This is a genomic window from Vibrio sp. 10N.239.312.D08, assembly GCF_041466145.1.
In the GTDB taxonomy this organism is placed as follows: domain Bacteria; phylum Pseudomonadota; class Gammaproteobacteria; order Enterobacterales; family Vibrionaceae; genus Vibrio; species Vibrio crassostreae_C.
In genome coordinates, this window is record NZ_JBFSSD010000044.1 from 1 (window position 1) to 17097 (window position 17097).

12 protein-coding genes and 1 other annotated feature are annotated in these 17097 nt (G+C 43.8%); of the genes, 7 read left to right on the plus strand and 5 right to left on the minus strand.

The window, feature by feature from the left end:
* Positions 1-376 precede the first annotated feature (376 nt).
* From clpB to rluD, 3 genes are all read right to left on the minus strand, one after another.
* Positions 377-2950 (minus strand): ATP-dependent chaperone ClpB, encoded by a 2574-nt coding sequence (clpB, locus tag AB6D58_RS19155; RefSeq protein ID WP_017062851.1) that lies wholly within the window; start codon positions 2948-2950, stop codon positions 377-379.
* A 142-nt stretch (positions 2951-3092) separates the two neighbouring features.
* The gene (pgeF, locus tag AB6D58_RS19160; protein ID WP_372158137.1) at positions 3093-3833 is read right to left on the minus strand and encodes a peptidoglycan editing factor PgeF; all 741 of its coding nucleotides are present in this window, start codon (positions 3831-3833) and stop codon (positions 3093-3095) included.
* Between the two features lie 2 nt (positions 3834-3835).
* Positions 3836-4810, minus strand: coding sequence for a 23S rRNA pseudouridine(1911/1915/1917) synthase RluD (gene rluD / locus AB6D58_RS19165; protein WP_017059364.1), 975 nt, complete (start codon positions 4808-4810; stop codon positions 3836-3838).
* A 137-nt stretch (positions 4811-4947) separates the two neighbouring features.
* Here rluD and AB6D58_RS19170 point away from each other — a divergent pair, with 137 nt between their 5' ends.
* From AB6D58_RS19170 to yjjX, 6 genes are all read left to right on the plus strand, one after another.
* Positions 4948-5676 carry an outer membrane protein assembly factor BamD gene (locus tag AB6D58_RS19170; protein WP_017059363.1) on the plus strand — a complete coding sequence of 243 codons (729 nt, stop codon included), beginning with the start codon at positions 4948-4950 and terminating at the stop codon, positions 5674-5676.
* Positions 5677-5816: 140 nt separating this feature from the next.
* Positions 5817-7241: a transporter substrate-binding domain-containing protein gene (locus tag AB6D58_RS19175; RefSeq protein ID WP_372158140.1), complete on the plus strand. Its 1425-nt coding sequence runs from the start codon at positions 5817-5819 to the stop codon at positions 7239-7241.
* Between the two features lie 424 nt (positions 7242-7665).
* On the plus strand, positions 7666-8001 hold the full coding sequence (gene hpf, locus AB6D58_RS19180; RefSeq protein WP_004735034.1) for a ribosome hibernation-promoting factor, HPF/YfiA family: 336 nt from the start codon (positions 7666-7668) through the stop codon (positions 7999-8001).
* Positions 8002-8111: 110 nt separating this feature from the next.
* Positions 8112-8233 (plus strand) — a sequence feature (Phe leader region).
* Between the two features lie 12 nt (positions 8234-8245).
* Positions 8246-9421 carry a prephenate dehydratase gene (gene pheA / locus AB6D58_RS19185; protein ID WP_017059361.1) on the plus strand — a complete coding sequence of 392 codons (1176 nt, stop codon included), beginning with the start codon at positions 8246-8248 and terminating at the stop codon, positions 9419-9421.
* A gap of 333 nt (positions 9422-9754) precedes the next feature.
* Positions 9755-12133, plus strand: coding sequence for a putative bifunctional diguanylate cyclase/phosphodiesterase (locus AB6D58_RS19190; RefSeq protein ID WP_372152497.1), 2379 nt, complete (start codon positions 9755-9757; stop codon positions 12131-12133).
* A complete protein-coding gene (gene yjjX / locus AB6D58_RS19195) occupies positions 12096-12617 on the plus strand; it encodes an inosine/xanthosine triphosphatase (RefSeq protein ID WP_017059359.1) in 522 nt (173 codons plus the stop codon). The genes AB6D58_RS19190 and yjjX overlap by 38 nt, the downstream gene beginning before the upstream one ends.
* 128 nt (positions 12618-12745) lie before the next feature.
* Here the strand turns inward: yjjX and trpR are convergent, their stop codons facing one another.
* The gene (gene trpR / locus AB6D58_RS19200) at positions 12746-13039 is read right to left on the minus strand and encodes a trp operon repressor (protein WP_102394033.1); all 294 of its coding nucleotides are present in this window, start codon (positions 13037-13039) and stop codon (positions 12746-12748) included.
* Positions 13040-13211: 172 nt separating this feature from the next.
* Entirely contained in the window at positions 13212-15161 is a 1950-nt protein-coding gene (sltY, locus tag AB6D58_RS19205) for a murein transglycosylase (RefSeq protein ID WP_102321444.1), read from the minus strand.
* Between the two features lie 263 nt (positions 15162-15424).
* Here sltY and ettA point away from each other — a divergent pair, with 263 nt between their 5' ends.
* Entirely contained in the window at positions 15425-17092 is a 1668-nt protein-coding gene (gene ettA, locus AB6D58_RS19210) for an energy-dependent translational throttle protein EttA (protein WP_017056147.1), read from the plus strand.
* Positions 17093-17097: the final 5 nt, after the last annotated feature.

Consider the following 17097-nt stretch of genomic DNA (forward strand, 5'->3'; position numbering starts at 1 on the left):
TATTCATCAACGAGTGCCCACACAGATTGATAGGTTTAAATTGTTAAAGAGCTTTACTTGTCGAGCATTCCTTTTAGTAAGGAGCCTCTCGAAGTGGACGGCCATTCTAGCGGATTGAATTCCAGTGTCAAACACTTTTTCCAGCTAATTTTTCAAAGCATCTTAAATGCTTATCACCGTCTTGTCACCCAGTTCAAACCGCTTGGTTATCCTTGGCAACGGAGGCGCATTATAGAGAGAATAATCCTTTGCACAAGGCTAAAAACGAAAAAAAGCCGCCACCGGCGACCGTTCGAACACTATTCACACAAAGCGTTCAAAATAGGTACGATCAAGCCTTAATTTCGACCAATCGCACCTACCGTTCTTACTTCAACTATTGGTGAGCAATAATGCGGTCGTTGTTTACTAATAGCTGCACTTTCTTATCTGGATTAATTTTTCCTGCCAATATCGCTTTCGCTAACGGGTTCTCGACACTTTGTTGAATCGCTCTTTTCAAAGGTCGCGCGCCATATACTGGATCAAAACCAACTTGAGAAATCAACTTGAGTGCTTTATCCGAGACTTCAAGCTCATAACCATTGTCTTCCATGCGCTTCTTAAGGTGCTCAAGCTGAATAGCGGCTATCGACTGAATGTGCTCTTGACCCAATGGATGGAACACCACGCTTTCATCAACTCGGTTCAAAAACTCAGGACGGAAATGTTTACCTACCACTTCCATCACTTCATTCTTTATTCCTTGGTAGTCGAGCGTATTGAAGTTCTCTTGAATTCTCGAAGAGCCAAGGTTGGATGTCATGATCACTACCGTGTTTCTAAAATCGACTGTACGACCTTGTCCATCGGTTAAGCGTCCATCATCAAGCACCTGCAATAAGATATTGAAAACATCCGGATGCGCTTTCTCTACTTCATCTAGCAAAATCACTGAATAAGGCTTGCGACGCACTGCTTCTGTTAAGTAACCACCTTCTTCATATCCAACGTAACCCGGAGGAGCACCAACCAAACGAGCAACAGAGTGTTTCTCCATAAACTCAGACATGTCGATACGCACCATTGCATCGTCACTATCAAACATGAAGTTCGCGAGTGTTTTACACAACTCCGTTTTACCAACGCCAGTTGGACCAAGGAATAAGAAAGATCCAATCGGCTTGTTTGGATCAGATAAACCTGCACGGCTACGACGAATCGCATTCGATACCACTTCGACTGCTTCCGCTTGGCCAATAACTCGCTTATGTAGAACACCTTCCATGTTAAGAAGCTTCTCTTTCTCGGCTTCTAGCATTTTAGAAACAGGTATGCCTGTTTGCTTCGATAGCACGTCTGCAATTTCTGCATCAGTGACCTTATTACGCAGCAGCGTCATTTCTTGCATTTCAGCTTGAGTCGCAAGATCTAACTGCTTCTCTAATTCTGGGATTCGACCGTATTGCAATTCAGACATTCGGTTAAGATCACCAGCACGTCTCGCAAAATCCATATCCATACGAGCTTGTTCTAGCTCTGACTTGATGTGTTGCGTGCCAGAAAGCGCGGCTTTCTCTGCATTCCACACTTCTTCAAGCTCTGCGAAATCTCGTTCTTTGTCAGAAAGCTCTTCTTGTAATGTTCGAAGGCGTTTTTCACTGGCTTCATCATTTTCATTGGTAAGAGCTTGCTGCTCGATCTTCAATTGAATGATTTTACGCTCGAGCTTATCTAGCGACTCAGGTTTTGAGTCGATCTGCATACGGATACTCGAAGCCGCTTCATCAATCAGATCAATCGCTTTATCCGGCAGTTGACGATCAGAAACGTATCGATGAGATAGTGTTGCTGCAGCCACGATTGCTGGGTCGGTAATTTCTACATGATGATGAAGTTCATAGCGCTCTTTCAAACCACGAAGAATCGCCACCGTGTCTTCAACCGTTGGTTCATCGACAAGCACTTTTTGGAAGCGGCGCTCTAACGCTGGATCTTTCTCTATGTATTGACGGTATTCATCAAGAGTCGTTGCGCCAACACAGTGGAGTTCACCACGAGCCAACGCTGGTTTTAGCATGTTACCGGCATCCATAGAGCCTTCACCTTTACCAGCGCCGACCATAGTATGAATTTCATCGATGAAGAGAATGATATTGCCCTCTTCTTTAGACAATTCATTGAGGACTGACTTCAAACGCTCTTCAAACTCACCACGATATTTAGCGCCAGCTACCAAAGCACCCATGTCTAATGAAAGTACGCGTCGGCCTCTTAAACCTTCTGGCACTTCATTGTTAATAATGCGCTGAGCCAAACCTTCAACGATAGCTGTCTTACCAACACCAGGTTCACCGATAATGACTGGGTTGTTCTTAGTACGACGCTGAAGTACTTGGATAGTACGGCGGATTTCGTCATCTCGGCCAATTACCGGATCCAGCTTGCCTTGCTCCGCTCTTTCAGTCAGATCGATGGTGAACTTCTCTAACGCTTGGCGTCGGTCTTCGGCATTTGGGTCATCAACTTTTTGACCGCCACGAACCTGCTCGATAGCTTGAGATAATTTTTGCTCAGTAAGACCTAGCTCTTTAAGCAGGTTACCTAAAGGGCCTTTATCTTCAATTGCGGCAAGTAGGAAGACTTCCGAAGAAATGTATGTGTCTTGACGCTTTTGTGCGACCTTGTCACATAGGTTGAACAAAGTACCCATTGCATTCGACAGTTGAACATCACCACCGATACCACTTACTTTCGGTACACGGTCTAATATTTCGCTTAGCTTTGAACGCAATTGAACCACATCAATATTCAGCATGGTGAGCAATGGACGAATTGCACTACCATCTTGATTAAGCAAAGACACCATTAGGTGCACAGGCTCTATATATTGGTGATCACGACCTAATGCGAGCGACTGAGCATCAGATATCGCAATTTGGAATTTACTAGTGAATCGATCGAGACGCATGCCAACCTTCCTACTCTTAGATATGTTTATCTTATGGTTAGAAGATGGATACGGTAACGCGGATTTTCAAGGGATAAGAATGAAGAATAGAGCTGTTATAAAAATATAAATGAGCTGGATGACTGGTTGCACTAGTTAAAGGTTACTCTAACCAAATAAAAGTAGCTTGGCGTCCAGTAATACCATCACGACGATAAGAATAGAACGCATCGGCATCAGCGAAGGTACATAGATTAGAGTCTGTCACAAAAGTTACACCAACTTTGTTCAGTCGTTGCGTTGCAAGCTGAGACATATTCGCTAGCCATTTGCCTGGTTCAGCTTTGGCTTCAAATGCGAGCTTAGCTTGAGAGTCAAAACTAACGAAAGCTTCCAACACATCATCGCCTACTTCAAAAGCTTGTTTGCCTATTGCAGGACCAAGCCAAGCAATGATCTTATTCTCTGAACCTAAGTTTGAAAACTTTGCGACGGCATTTTCAAGAATACCACCAGCAAGACCACGCCAACCAGCATGAACTGCAGCAACTTGAGTGCCTTTGGTATCAGTAAGGATTACAGGTAAGCAATCGGCTGTCATCGCAGAACAAACAACATCTTTAGCTGTGGTAAATGCACCGTCAGCATCAAGAATATCTGCCGTAGGGTGTAAAACCGTAACGACATCTGTTGAATGAGTTTGATGTAGCCATACCGGAGCGGCAGGCATATTAGCGTGTTGCTTGAGCCAGGCTCTGTTGTTTTCAACAAGCGAAGCATCATCCCCAACATGCGTACCTAGGTTTAATCCTTGATACGCACCAGTAGAAAAACCATCAAAACGTGTCGAAGCAAATGCTTTCACGTTTTTTGGTGCATTCCAGTTAGGGATGATCATCGACATGATTAAATGTCGTCTTCCAAGTTTTCGCGCGCATCAACACGTAACGCTTCAGCCATCACGACCATGTCATTTGGCACAGGAGCGTGGAACTCAACTTCTTCACCTGTAATTGGGTGAACAAATTTAAGCATAACGGCGTGCAGTGCTTGGCGATCAAAAGAACGAATCATTGTTGTTAGTTCTTCAGATGCACCTTTTGGAATACGAGCACGACCACCGTATGCAACGTCACCTAGCAGCGGATGCTGAAGGTATGACATGTGAACACGAATTTGGTGAGTACGACCCGTTTCTAGGCGTAGACGAATACGAGTATGCTCGCGGAAGTGCTCAGCAACACGGTAGTGAGTTACCGCTGGCTTTCCTAATTCATTTACATCCATCAAGGTACGCTTAGTTGCATGACGGCTAATGCCTTTCTCTACCACACCACCAGCGGTCATTTTGCCAATTGCAATTGCTTCATATTCACGAGTAATACGACGCTTAGCAAGAGCACGCACAAGACGAGTTTGAGCTGGAACCGTTTTAGCCACAACCATAAGGCCTGTTGTGTCTTTATCAAGACGGTGCACAATACCTGCACGAGGCACTTCTGCAATCTGTGGGTAATGGAAAAGCAATGCGTTTAGTATGGTTCCATCCGGTGTGCCTGCGCCTGGGTGTACAACCAGATCGCGAGGCTTATTGATAACCAATAAGTCATCATCTTCGTAGACAATGTTTAGAGGAATATCTTGTGCTTCCCAGCGCTCTTCATCTGCAAGTTCAGCTTGCAAGATGATCTCTTCACCGCCCAAAACCTTAACGCGCGGCTTTGTAATAACTTCGCCATCCACTTGGATTTTGCCGTCAAGAAGCCACTCTTTAATGCGAGAGCGAGAAAAATCGGTAAATAGTTCAGCGACAGCTTGGTCTAAACGTTGACCTAACTGGCTGCTTTTTACTGTGTCTGTTAATGTGATCTGCTGAGCCATATCGAACTTTTTTAAAAACCGTGAGACTAATACCCATTAGTATGGATAAAATAGAATAATTGCATCATTGTATCTGTTACTGGTTAGAAAGTAACGGAAGCTTACGAAATATTTAATTCAAGGAATCGACGCCTGACATGAAACACCTTACTTTATCGGGTCTATTAGCCGTATCACTCTTGGTTGGTTGTTCAAGTAGTGAAGAGATAGTGCCAGATGTACCACCATCGGTTCTCTACTCTGACGCTCAAGAATCACTGCAGAGCGGTAGCTGGCTTTCAGCAATAGAAAAGCTAGAAGCCCTAGACTCACGTTACCCATTCGGCGCCTATTCTGAGCAAGTACAGCTCGATCTGATTTACGCTTACTACAAAAATGATGACTTGGCACTTGGCCTCGCTACCATTTCACGTTTCCTACGTTTGAACCCAACGCATGAGAAACAAGACTGGGTTCTTTACATGCGCGGCTTAACGCACATGGCGCAAGACCGAAACTTCATGCACGATATTTTTAATATCGACCGTAGTGACCGAGATCCTGAACCAGTGAAACTTGCGTTTGCTGACTTCAAGCGACTACTCGAACGTTTCCCTAGTAGCCCTTATGCTGAAGATGCACAAAAACGCATGTTCGCACTTAAGAACCGCCTAGCAGAGTATGACTTAGCAACCGCTGATTTCTACCTACGCCGCGAAGCTTGGATTGCTGCGATCAACAGAACGCAAGAGCTGCAAAAAACTTACCCAGACACCATTGCTGCGCGTAAGTCTTTAGATATCCAGCTAAAAGCTTATCAACAACTCGGCCTAGATGACGCTGTGTTAAGAACAGAAAAGTTGATTGAGTTAAACCCACTACCTTAATCAAACCTCTTACATCTCAATCCTAAAAGCGCGCTAATTTACTAGCGCGCTTTTTTTCATCTACATATCGCAAACTTGATGGATCGCATAATACACGGTATCTTCAAAAGATAACTTTTAACAAAACATCAACATGGAGTGTGGATGTGAGTAGGTTGTTATTATTTATCTGGATATCGCTATTTAGCCACTTATCCTACGCATTAGAACTGTCTCCATTAAGCAATAAGCCTTACATGGGTGACTTGGATGTGCTCAAAACCAAAGGAACGGTTAGAGTGCTAGTGTCTGCCGATCTTGGTTTCTATTACATCGAGGATGGCAAGCCAAAAGGCATCGTGGCAGAAATGCTCTACCACTTTGAGAAAAGCCTTCGTAAGAAACATCCCTATCTCAATGTTCAAATCATCCCCGTGCAACGAGATGATCTACTTCCCTCTTTAGAGTCTGGCTATGGTGATGTCGCTGTCGCTAACCTAACGATCACCGATAAACGATTACGAACCATCGATTTTTCGGATCCGATGATTAAAGATGGTAAAGAACTCATTATCACAGGGAAAAAGGCCGAACCTATCACCGAAATCAAGCAATTGAGTGGCAAAGAGGTGTGGATACGAGCAAGCTCGAGTTACTTCGAGAGTGTACAAAGATTTAATAAGGAGCTTAACGAGCTAGGTTTACCACCACTGCATGTCCACTTTATCGAGGAGTCATTACAAGACTACGAGCTGATAGAACTGGTTAACCAAGGTTATATACAAGGCACAATTCTGGATAACCATAAAGCCAAGCTCTGGATCGATGTAATGGAAAACATTCAAGTCCATAACGACTTACCTTTACGAGAAAATGGTCGTATTGCTTGGGCTTTAAGAAAAGACAGCCCTCAACTGAAGAAAGAGATAAACAAATACGTCAAGACCGCACGAACAGGCACCCTGCTTGGGAATGTCATCTACCAGAAATACATCGACAATACTCGCTGGTTAGGCCGAGCACTCAACCCCAATAAAGTAGACCGAGTAGCTAAACTCTCAGATGTCTTTGAAAAGTATTCGAGCAAGTATGAATTTGATCCTTTGATGATGTCAGCTCAAGGTTTCCAAGAATCAGGACTGGATCAGAGCCGGATTTCTCATCGCGGGGCTATTGGTGTGATGCAGGTATTACCGAGTACCGCCAAAGATAAAAACGTCAACATCAAGAACATCCATAAGGTGGATAACAACATCCATGCGGGTGTGAAGTATATGCGCTTTATCAAAGACCGATATTTTGACGACCCGGCAATATCACCCGACAATCAAATCTACTTTACCTTGGCTTCTTACAACGCTGGTCCTGCTAAGATCAGAAAGATGAGGAGCATTGCCAAGCAGAAAGGTTACAACCCAAACATCTGGTTTAAAAACGTAGAAATCATCACTCGCAAATACGTGAGTAAAGAACCCGTAACCTATGTTGCCAACATCAATCGTTACTTCGTAATCTATAAACAATTACAAGCTATCAATGCTATCCGAGAGGACGGCACAGCGAGATTACTGAACACTAACGACTAGGATCGCCTCCATCCCAGAGCTGGGGAGCCAAAGGTATTAGGTAAAGCTAAAAAACACAAAAGCCGCATAAGAATACTTATGCGGCTTTTGTTTATCTAATTCTGAAGAAGCTTATGTAGCGACCTATATTACAAGACCTATATCACAAAACACTATTGAGTAAATTTCAATCAAGCACTTTCCATAGGCTGTAGGACGCCCCTAAAAACTGATTTAATTTTTAGCGAAGCCTTGCCTCCAAGTTATCGTTTTTCATAAGGATAACAAGCATTTTTCGCCAAAAAGATACTAAGACTTGCGTAAGATCACATTTGATTTTAATGCTTATCCCACCCAACCAAAACAAGATCTAGATCACATTCTTTATTCCTAAAAGTCGTAATCTGAAGTTAACCCATGAGGGATACAACAGAGGAAAACTTCTATGAAAATGAACATCACTGGTAAAAACATCGACATTACCTCTGCAATCCGTGATCACATAGAAAGCAAATTTAAAAAGCTAGATAAATGGCAAGTAGACATCATTGGCTGCCAAGCGAGCTTTAGCGAAGAACCAAACAAGAAGAAGAAATTTGAAGCGGTACTAACCGTACCAAAAGGCCAACTTGTTGCTTCATCAATCCATGACGACCTCTACGTAGCGATCAACGAAGTAGAACAAAAACTAGAGCGTCAACTCAACAAGCTACGCCATAAACCAGAAGCGCGCCGCGCTGAAAAGCCTGAAATCGAAGAGCTAGAAGCTGAAGTAGAATAAGGAAAGAGAACAGATTAAAAAATAGCGCCTCAGGGCGCTATTTTTTTGCTTGACGCTCGTAGCTCGCTTGCTTATTGTGTTTAAACATTCATAAAACAATCACTTTTTATGCACACTCAATCTTTGTTTATTTTTGACTTCTTTTTTCTTCCGTAAATCGGAGGCTAAGTCGTTTTAGAAAAACAAGTCAAAAACGAACAAGAAGCCTCCCACACTAGGGAGGCTTTTTTATAAGGACACATTTATGACTGACCGCTCAATTTCACTGGATGATATCCGCCTTCGTCTTAATGATTTAGACGACGAACTCCTGAAGTTACTTTCAGAGCGTCGCAAGCTAAGTATCGAAGTCGCTAAAAGCAAAGTAGAGACATCAAAACCAGTTCGTGATGCAGTACGAGAACAACAACTATTAGTTAAGCTGATCAACAACGGCAAAGATAAATACGAACTTGATGCGCAGTACATTACCAAGCTGTTTCACACCATCATCGAAGATTCCGTTTTACTACAACAGTCATACTTACAAAACCTAGCGAACCCGCAAAGCCGTAAACCATTGGCTCGCGTTGCATTCTTAGGTTCTAAGGGATCGTATTCTCACCTTGCGAGCCGCGAATACTTCAGCCGCAAGAATATGGAATTGATTGAGCTGAACTGTAATCACTTCAAAGAAGTCGCATCAACAGTAGAGTCTGGCCATGCCGACTACGGTGTCCTGCCGATTGAGAACACCAGTTCAGGGTCAATTAACGAGGTCTACGACCTGTTACAGCATACGACTCTATACATTGTTGGCGAACTTTCTCAACCGATTGAGCACTGCCTTGTTGCTAAAAGTGATATCCGTTTAGAAGACATCAAAACACTCTACTCGCACCCACAACCTCATCAACAATGCAGTGAGTTCTTGAGCCGCCTTAAGGGTGTCAACCTTGAGTCTTGCGCAAGCACCGCTGATGCAATGAAAAAAGTTAAAGAATTGGGTGGTAATGACGTAGCTGCTATTGGTAATGCATCGAGCGGTAAGCTTTATGGACTACAGCCAATCCAGAGCAATATTGCAAACCAAACAGAGAACCACACTCGTTTCATCGTTGTGGCGCGTAAGCCTGTTGAAGTATCGACTCAAATACCAGCGAAAACAACGCTCATCATGTCGACATCTCAAGAGGCGGGTTCTTTGGTAGAAACACTACTGATCCTGCAACGCTTAGGCATCAACATGACTAAGCTAGAATCTCGTCCTATCATGGGTAACCCTTGGGAAGAGATGTTCTATGTCGATTTAGAGGCGCATCTGGATTCAGATAATATGCAACAAGCGATAACGGAACTAACAGCCATTACTCGCCACCTTAAGGTGTTGGGTTGCTACCCAAGTGAGAACATCAAAGCGACTCAAGTTAAGTTGTCATAGCTGAAAGTGAGTATCAGCTTTTAGCTAACATAAGTATTTGGCCTACAGCAGGCCAAATACTTAAATCACCCTCTAGTCGAGTACTATTCTCGCTAAGAAAACTCACCCTAGCATGCCTGAAACACAATTCACTTGTTTCGCACATTCGGCACGCTTACTCTCTCCACTACTTGAGCCTTTCTAACAAAAACTCATTAGTGGCTTTTTTTATCAATAAAGACAAAACCTTACCCCCTTCACAGGAAATCATCGAACTACGTATAATTAATAGCGAGTAAGCATTAAGTAACATAAACTTATGCGCTTAATTTATAAATAGTGTTGTCATTAACTATGAAGCTAAGTACTAAAATCTTACTACTAATAGCCCCTGTGATACTGATCAGTACCGCGGCTTCTAGCTATATTATTTATTCGACGCAAAAAAGCAGTTTCATCAAACGCGAAGACAACGCACTTCAACTGAACATGGAAAAACTAGCCGGATACTTTCGCCAATCTCGTTCGTTCCTCAATAGCTACTCTTACACCTTGACCCAGAGTGATATGGTGAAGCGTTATTTTCTCACTGATCAAAATCTATCTCGCGATCTTGAACTGGTCAGTAATCTTCGAGAAGCCATTCATTTCCTGCAAGATGACGATGAAAGCTATACAGGTTTAGCGCTTCTTAATGGTGATCGAAAACTGCGTTATTACGCGGATAATAGCAATGACTCACGCACTCAGATTGACAGTAAGATATTGGAGTATGTTGACCTGCACTATCAAGACACCTTAGCAACATCGAGTACCAACTATATTCAAAACTCCCAAGGCGAAGGGATGTTGGTTCACTATGACAAGGTAGATAGAAAAGCGATTTTCCCAACCGTTAACAATCAACCCGACGATGTGTTCTTTGTTGTTGTCTCTGTCTCTCTCGACAAATTTAATGCGCTGAGAAAACAGATAGAGTTCGACTACCAAACCAGTTTATTCTTCACATCCATAGCGGTTTCTTTGGAAAATGATGTCACCCACTCAGTCAAGCTTGCTCCAGAACTGTACGCCACGGTCGATCCGGCGCAATTCCTATTAGAAAACAAGCTCGATTCAATTTGGAACAAGCTGAGTTTGTCGTTTGCCCTGTCTGCGTTTGTGACTGTCGCTCTTCTACTCATGCTTCTGTCTCGCACTGTGATTACTCCAATAACGCGGCTCGATCGACAGCTACAGCAAGTCGAAAAAAAACAACGTAAGAACATCGAACGCTTGGGCACTCGTGATGAGCTTGGCCGCCTATCACAGCGTTTTTATGACATGTACCAAGAGTTAGATAACACCTACCAACAGACCAAGCTCTTGGCCGAAAATGATCAGTTAACCCAAATAGCCAATAGGCATCAGTTTCAAACCTTCGTTCAGCAATCGTTGCCAAAACCGAGTTCGAATACCGAAACCTGGGTTCTCTATTTTGACTTGGACAACTTCAAGTTTGTGAACGACAAATACGGACATCAAATCGGCGACTCGATTCTGGTCTCTTTTGCTCAGCGTATTTCAGATATTTGTCGTCACTATAAAGAGGAGTTCGACGCTCATTGTATGCCAGCCCGACTTTCTGGAGACGAGTTCGTTGTCTACATTAACGCTCCTAGTCACCGAGGAAATGTCGCGCATCGATTCTCGAACGATTTGCTCACTCCACTGCAAAAAGGCTTTGTCACCGAATCAGGCAGCTTTCCGATCACGGTCAGTATTGGTATTGCGACCTACCCTAATGATGGCAACTCAATCGAGAAGCTTCTGTCCAACGCGGATACCGCGATGTACCAAGCCAAGCGTGCCGGTAAAAACCAATTTGCTGACTATTCACGGGATTTAGACAAAGCCATTCAGCGCCAAGCAGATATTGAACGTGCGCTTAGAGGTAAGAATTTTGATGATGAATTCAGGCTCGTTTACATGCCCTACATGGATTCCACCGGGACTGATGTTATTGGCGTTGAGGTGTTATTGCGTTGGAATTCAAAGCAACTTGGTTTGGTTCCACCAGATGAGTTCATTCCAATAGCCGAACAAACCGGGCTGTTTGAACATGTTGACCGCTGGGTAATACAGAATGCGTTTGCTTCATTCCATCGACTTCAGGCTCAATTTGATCACTCGATTCAATTGTCGATCAACTTATCTTCTGCTGGCATTGAAACCACTCACCTTGCGGGTTTCATTAAAGAACACGCGGAGTTAAATCGAATTCCACCAAGCCTAATCGATTTTGAAATCACTGAAACCTTTTACTCAAACTCAGAAGGCTTCCCATTGCTGAATGAGCTGTCATGCATGGGTTATCGACTGGCGATTGATGACTTTGGTTCCGGTTACACCTCTATCACTCAACTGGTGCAGTATCCAACTCAGAAAATTAAATTGGATAAAGCGTTTTTGGATACCTTAATTGAAACCGATAACCAGAACATCGTAAAACCAGTTATCGGGTTGTGTCATGCTCAGGGGAAAAAGGTCACCGCCGAAGGGATTGAAACTCAAGACATGCACCAGTGGTTACAGGATGCACAGTGCGATATGCTGCAAGGCTATTACTTTGGTAAACCCATGCCACTAGAAGAATTGAGTGACTGGTACCGACAACATCAACTCAATCTAATCGACAACAAAAAGAATCCGACACATGAAATCTGTAATCATCGCATCGCTGAACCCAGCTAAAATAAACGCCGTTAAAAGTGCGTTCTTATCTGCTTTTCCTGATACTGAATTTGATTTCAAAGGCATCAGCGTCCCTAGTGGTGTCGCCGATCAACCGATGAGCAATGATGAAACCTATCAAGGTGCCGTGAATCGAGTTCACAACGCAACTCAAGCTCAGCCTGATGCAGACTTCTATGTTGGTCTAGAAGCGGGAATAGAAACAAACGTCACCTTTGCCTGGATGGTGATCGAAACGAATGGCCAACGTGGCGAGTCTCGTTCAGCAAGTCTGATGCTGCCACCAGCCGTGCTTGAGAAACTAGAGCATGCAAACGAGTTAGGGGATGTGATGGATGAAGTGTTTGGTACCGACAATATCAAACAGAAAGGTGGTGCCATTGGCCTACTGACACATAACCAATTATCACGCAGTTCGGTCTATCATCAAGCTTTAATTTTGGCTCTGATCCCATTTGTGAATCCTGAACACTTTCCTATTTAGTATTTGAGGCTTCCTTAAACTTCAAAAGATTCCAAGAACAATCTTCAGAAACAAAAAACGCTAACATCCAGTTAGCGTTTTTTATCGAATTCGTATTCATACTATCGCGTGATAGCTTAATTCCATTATTACTTTAGCAATAGGTCGGCGATCACGATTTTCTCTTGCTCAGATTTGGCCTTTAGCTCATTTGAGCCTCTGGTTATCGTCGCTACGCCTACGCCCAGCATTTGACTCACCTGTCGTTGAGACATATCGCCTTTCATCAGCTCACAGAAGATATTAATTCGAGCAACCAGAGCATCTCGCTCGTCTGGTGTCATCATCATAGTCAACAACAGCTCGTGCTGATCTTTTTCGACAGCCGTCTTTACCAAGTCCATCAGTTGTTGCCAATTATCATATTCAGGTTGTGATGCCATATCTCTACACTTACTTTTAAATTCTGACTTTAAAGAGTCGCTTAACGATTGAAAGCGTTTAACACTTTATACCGAAACACTTGATGCGATCCAATGTAAAAAGGCAGTAAGTGGAAATGGTTCGCACTCACTGCCTTTATTCTTACTCAGTTTCGGGCCAAATGCCGAAGGCTTAGTATTTCGTTTTTGCCTCATGGGGCGCTAAAAACGTCCCTTTCTCACCCAAGATATCTCGATAGTAGGTCTCAAACATCAAGATATTCTGAACGTAGCCACGTGTCTCTTTGAATGGGATCATTTCGATAAATGCAAAGGCATCGAGCTTTTCATCGCTGCGTGAACGCCACTGTTTCACACGGCTAGGTCCAGCATTATAAGCCGCAAACGCAAAGATACGGTTGTCATCATATTGAGCGAGTAAACCATCTAAGTAGTGACTGCCAATCTCAATGTTTTTGCCGACATCATAAAGATCATCGCTGCCCTGATACTTAATCTTATGTTTGTTCGCTGTGTATTGCGCCGTCTTGGGCATAATTTGCATAATGCCACGCGCGCCAACTGGAGAGCGAGCTTCTGAATCCATCGCACTCTCTTGTCTTGCTAAAGACATCAAAGTGATTGGATCGAGATCGTGCTTTTCAGCGTAGAAGTTAAACCACCACTTATGAGCAACAGGGAAGCGCAGCGCAATGTTATCCCACATCTTCGCAGAGATACTCGCTGTTACGGTAAAGTGATTCCAACGCTGTGTCGCAGCGTAAGCGGCAAGCATCTCTTTTTGCTCTTTATCTGCATTGGTCAGTAACCAGCGCCATTCACTTTTCGCTGCCGCAATTTTGTCTCGGTCAATCAGTTCACCAATACGCACCAAAGAGGTGTCGAATGGCTTCACTGTTTCAGCATTGTATTTAAGTGTCGATGTTGGATATTGAACTGGCTTACCTAACTGCTTAGCCGCAGCCACACTGTAGAAATTACGCTGACCCAAGATATCTGACAGTCGCTTATTGCCTTTGTCAGTATCGCCCGTCGCGATTTCAGCTCTGCCCTGCCAATATTGCCAACGAAGCGAAGCCTGATGTTTATCATCCAAGCGCGCTATCCACTCTTTCAAACCCGTCCAATCGGCATGTTGAATTGCTAAGCGAGCACGTCGTTCCAGCAGAACTTGCTTTGATGAACTCGCGAGCATTTTGTCGCGCCACACCATTAACTCTTCAGAGTCGGTGTTGATCAGACGAAACGTTAGGTAATCAGCGAGCTCTTGAGATTTCTCTTTCGAAAACTTCTGAGCCTTGATGACATCATCAAACACCTTTTGAGCACTGCTTGATGATTTCCTTGCTAGCTTCTCGAAAGCAAACTCGGTTTGAGCTTGGTAGAATTCATTCGCTGGATGTTTTTTAGCAAACGCGAGTACATTTTCAGGCTTGTTGTACAACGCCTTCATCTGCTTCGCTTGAGCAATTGACTCATCATGATCCAATTGCTTAATCAGATAGCTCATTAACTTACCGTTACGGCCCTCGAACGCTAGCAGCATTCTATCCAGAATCAGCTCATCAGTTCTTAGCCCAGCTTGATCCCAGCTTTTAAATAAAGGGTCACAAGCGTCATCAACACCACTACCACTCAACCAAAGTTGTTTAGCTCCTTTAAAGGCAAGCTCTTGGTTACCTTGCTCGTAATGCGCTCGATAATAAATACATTGGTATTTTTCACCGACAGGCTCTTTGGTTTGAAACTCAAGGATCGTCTTCCACTGTTTTTGAGAAGCCAATGAGTCCAAATAAGGTGCGCGCATTCGATTGGAGAAAGGCAATGCCTTGTTCTCTTCAATGAAAGCATCGACCTCAGCAGGTGTGCGATCACCTAAGCCAATCAGAAAGGCCCGATAATCGGTGTAAGGTGTTAAAGGGTATGTTTGAATTTTGTTACGCAGCGCGGAGTAAGCTTTTAGATCACGGCTGTCTAAAACCTCTTGCGCTTTGTCATAAACGTCACGCTGCATTTCAAGCTCGGATGCATTGCTAGCCATAGCGACCGGAGCCAGTGAAACCGAAGACAAAATTGCCGATGCAGCCACAGCAATTTTCGTATTACCAATGCGGAAAAACATTCGCTCTTTCCTTAGTGCGTGTATGAATACGTGAAGTCTATTTACGCCCGACATCACATCAAATGTAAAGGATTTGAGTGTAAATATTATTAATATTTAACACTTCGCCTCAGAAGCCCATTAAATATAGTTTTAATGACCAATGTGACAATAATAGGTAAGGATTTGTTCAAGAGTGGCTTTTCTGCCCTAGGAGTAACATCTTTGAGGATATTGGTATAAAATAACAGACAATTTTGAACAATAATTAGGATCGATCGGCAATGGCTGAATACGTATATACCATGTCTCGGGTGAGCAAAACTGTTCCACCTAAGCGTCAAATTCTTAAAGACATTTCTCTTAGCTTTTTTCCTGGCGCTAAAATCGGTGTTTTGGGTCTAAATGGTTCAGGTAAATCTACCCTACTACGTATCATGGCTGGTATTGATACTGATATTGATGGTGAAGCACGTGCACAACAAGGCCTTAAAGTAGGTTATCTACCACAAGAGCCTGTGCTAGACGAATCAAAAACTGTTCGTGAAATCGTAGAAGAAGCGGTTTCTGACGTTGCTGACGCACTTAAGCGTATTGATGCGGTTTACGCAGCTTACGCAGAACCAGATGCAGACTTCGATGCACTGGCAAAAGAGCAAGGCGAACTAGAAGCTCTGATTCAAGCAAAAGACGGTCACAACTTAGAGACTGCTCTAGAGCGTGCTGCTGATGCACTTCGTCTTCCTGAGTGGGATGCGAAAATTGAATTCCTATCAGGTGGTGAGCGTCGTCGTGTTGCTATCTGTCGTCTACTTCTTGAAAAGCCAGACATGCTGCTTCTTGATGAACCAACCAACCACTTGGATGCAGAATCAGTAGCATGGCTTGAGCACTTCCTTGTTGATTACAGTGGTACTGTTGTGGCGATTACCCACGACCGTTACTTCCTAGACAACGCAGCTGGCTGGATTCTAGAACTTGACCGTGGTGAAGGTATCCCATGGGAAGGTAACTACACGTCTTGGCTAGAGCAAAAAGACGAGCGTCTTAAGCAAGAAAAAGCGGGCGAAAGCGCACGTCAAAAGACAATCGAGAAAGAACTTGAATGGGTTCGTCAAAACCCTAAAGGCCGTCAAGCTAAGTCTAAAGCTCGTATGGCTCGTTTTGAAGAACTGACAACTGGCCAATACCAGAAGCGTAACGAAACTAACGAACTGTTTATCCCGCCAGGTGAGCGTCTAGGTGACAAAGTTCTTGAAGTGAACAACCTAACTAAATCGTTTGGTGATCGCGTTCTTATCGACGACCTATCGTTCAGCATGCCTAAGGGTGCAATCGTCGGTATCGTTGGTGCCAACGGTGCAGGTAAATCAACACTATTCAAGATGCTAAGCGGTGCAGAACAGCCAGATTCAGGTACAGTTGAACTAGGCGAAACCGTTAAGCTTGCTTCTGTTGATCAGTTCCGTGACAGCATGGACGACACTAAGACAGTATTCCAAGAGATCTCTGAAGGCGCTGATATCATTAAGATCAACAACTTCGAAATCCCTGCGCGTGCTTACTGTTCTCGTTTCAACTTTAAAGGCAACGACCAACAGAAGATCATCGGTGAGCTTTCTGGTGGTGAACGTAACCGTGTTCACTTAGCGAAACTGCTAAAAGCGGGCGGTAACGTACTGCTACTCGATGAGCCTACCAACGACCTTGACGTTGAAACGCTACGTGCTCTTGAAGAAGCACTGCTTGAATTCCCGGGCTGTGCAATGGTTATCTCGCATGACCGTTGGTTCCTTGACCGTATTGCGACCCATATCTTAGACTACCGTGATGAAGGTCAAGTTAACTTCTACGAAGGTAACTATACTGAGTACACTGAGTGGCTTAAGCAGACTCTAGGCGCACAAGCGGCAGAGCCGCACCGTATCAAGTACAAGCGTATAGCTAAGTAAATAAG

Excerpts from the sequence above, each read along its gene's own strand:
- ettA (WP_017056147.1), top strand. The coding sequence starts at position 15,425 with ATGGCTGAATACGTATATACCATGTCTCGGGTGAGCAAAACTGTTCCA.
- trpR (WP_102394033.1), bottom strand. The coding sequence starts at position 13,039 with ATGGCATCACAACCTGAATATGATAATTGGCAACAACTGATGGACTTG.
- clpB (WP_017062851.1), bottom strand. The coding sequence starts at position 2,950 with ATGCGTCTCGATCGATTCACTAGTAAATTCCAAATTGCGATATCTGAT.
- yjjX (WP_017059359.1), top strand. The coding sequence starts at position 12,096 with ATGAAATCTGTAATCATCGCATCGCTGAACCCAGCTAAAATAAACGCC.
- hpf (WP_004735034.1), top strand. The coding sequence starts at position 7,666 with ATGAAAATGAACATCACTGGTAAAAACATCGACATTACCTCTGCAATC.
- AB6D58_RS19170 (WP_017059363.1), top strand. The coding sequence starts at position 4,948 with ATGAAACACCTTACTTTATCGGGTCTATTAGCCGTATCACTCTTGGTT.
- pgeF (WP_372158137.1), bottom strand. The coding sequence starts at position 3,833 with ATGTCGATGATCATCCCTAACTGGAATGCACCAAAAAACGTGAAAGCA.
- AB6D58_RS19190 (WP_372152497.1), top strand. The coding sequence starts at position 9,755 with ATGAAGCTAAGTACTAAAATCTTACTACTAATAGCCCCTGTGATACTG.
- sltY (WP_102321444.1), bottom strand. The coding sequence starts at position 15,161 with ATGTTTTTCCGCATTGGTAATACGAAAATTGCTGTGGCTGCATCGGCA.
- rluD (WP_017059364.1), bottom strand. The coding sequence starts at position 4,810 with ATGGCTCAGCAGATCACATTAACAGACACAGTAAAAAGCAGCCAGTTA.
- pheA (WP_017059361.1), top strand. The coding sequence starts at position 8,246 with ATGACTGACCGCTCAATTTCACTGGATGATATCCGCCTTCGTCTTAAT.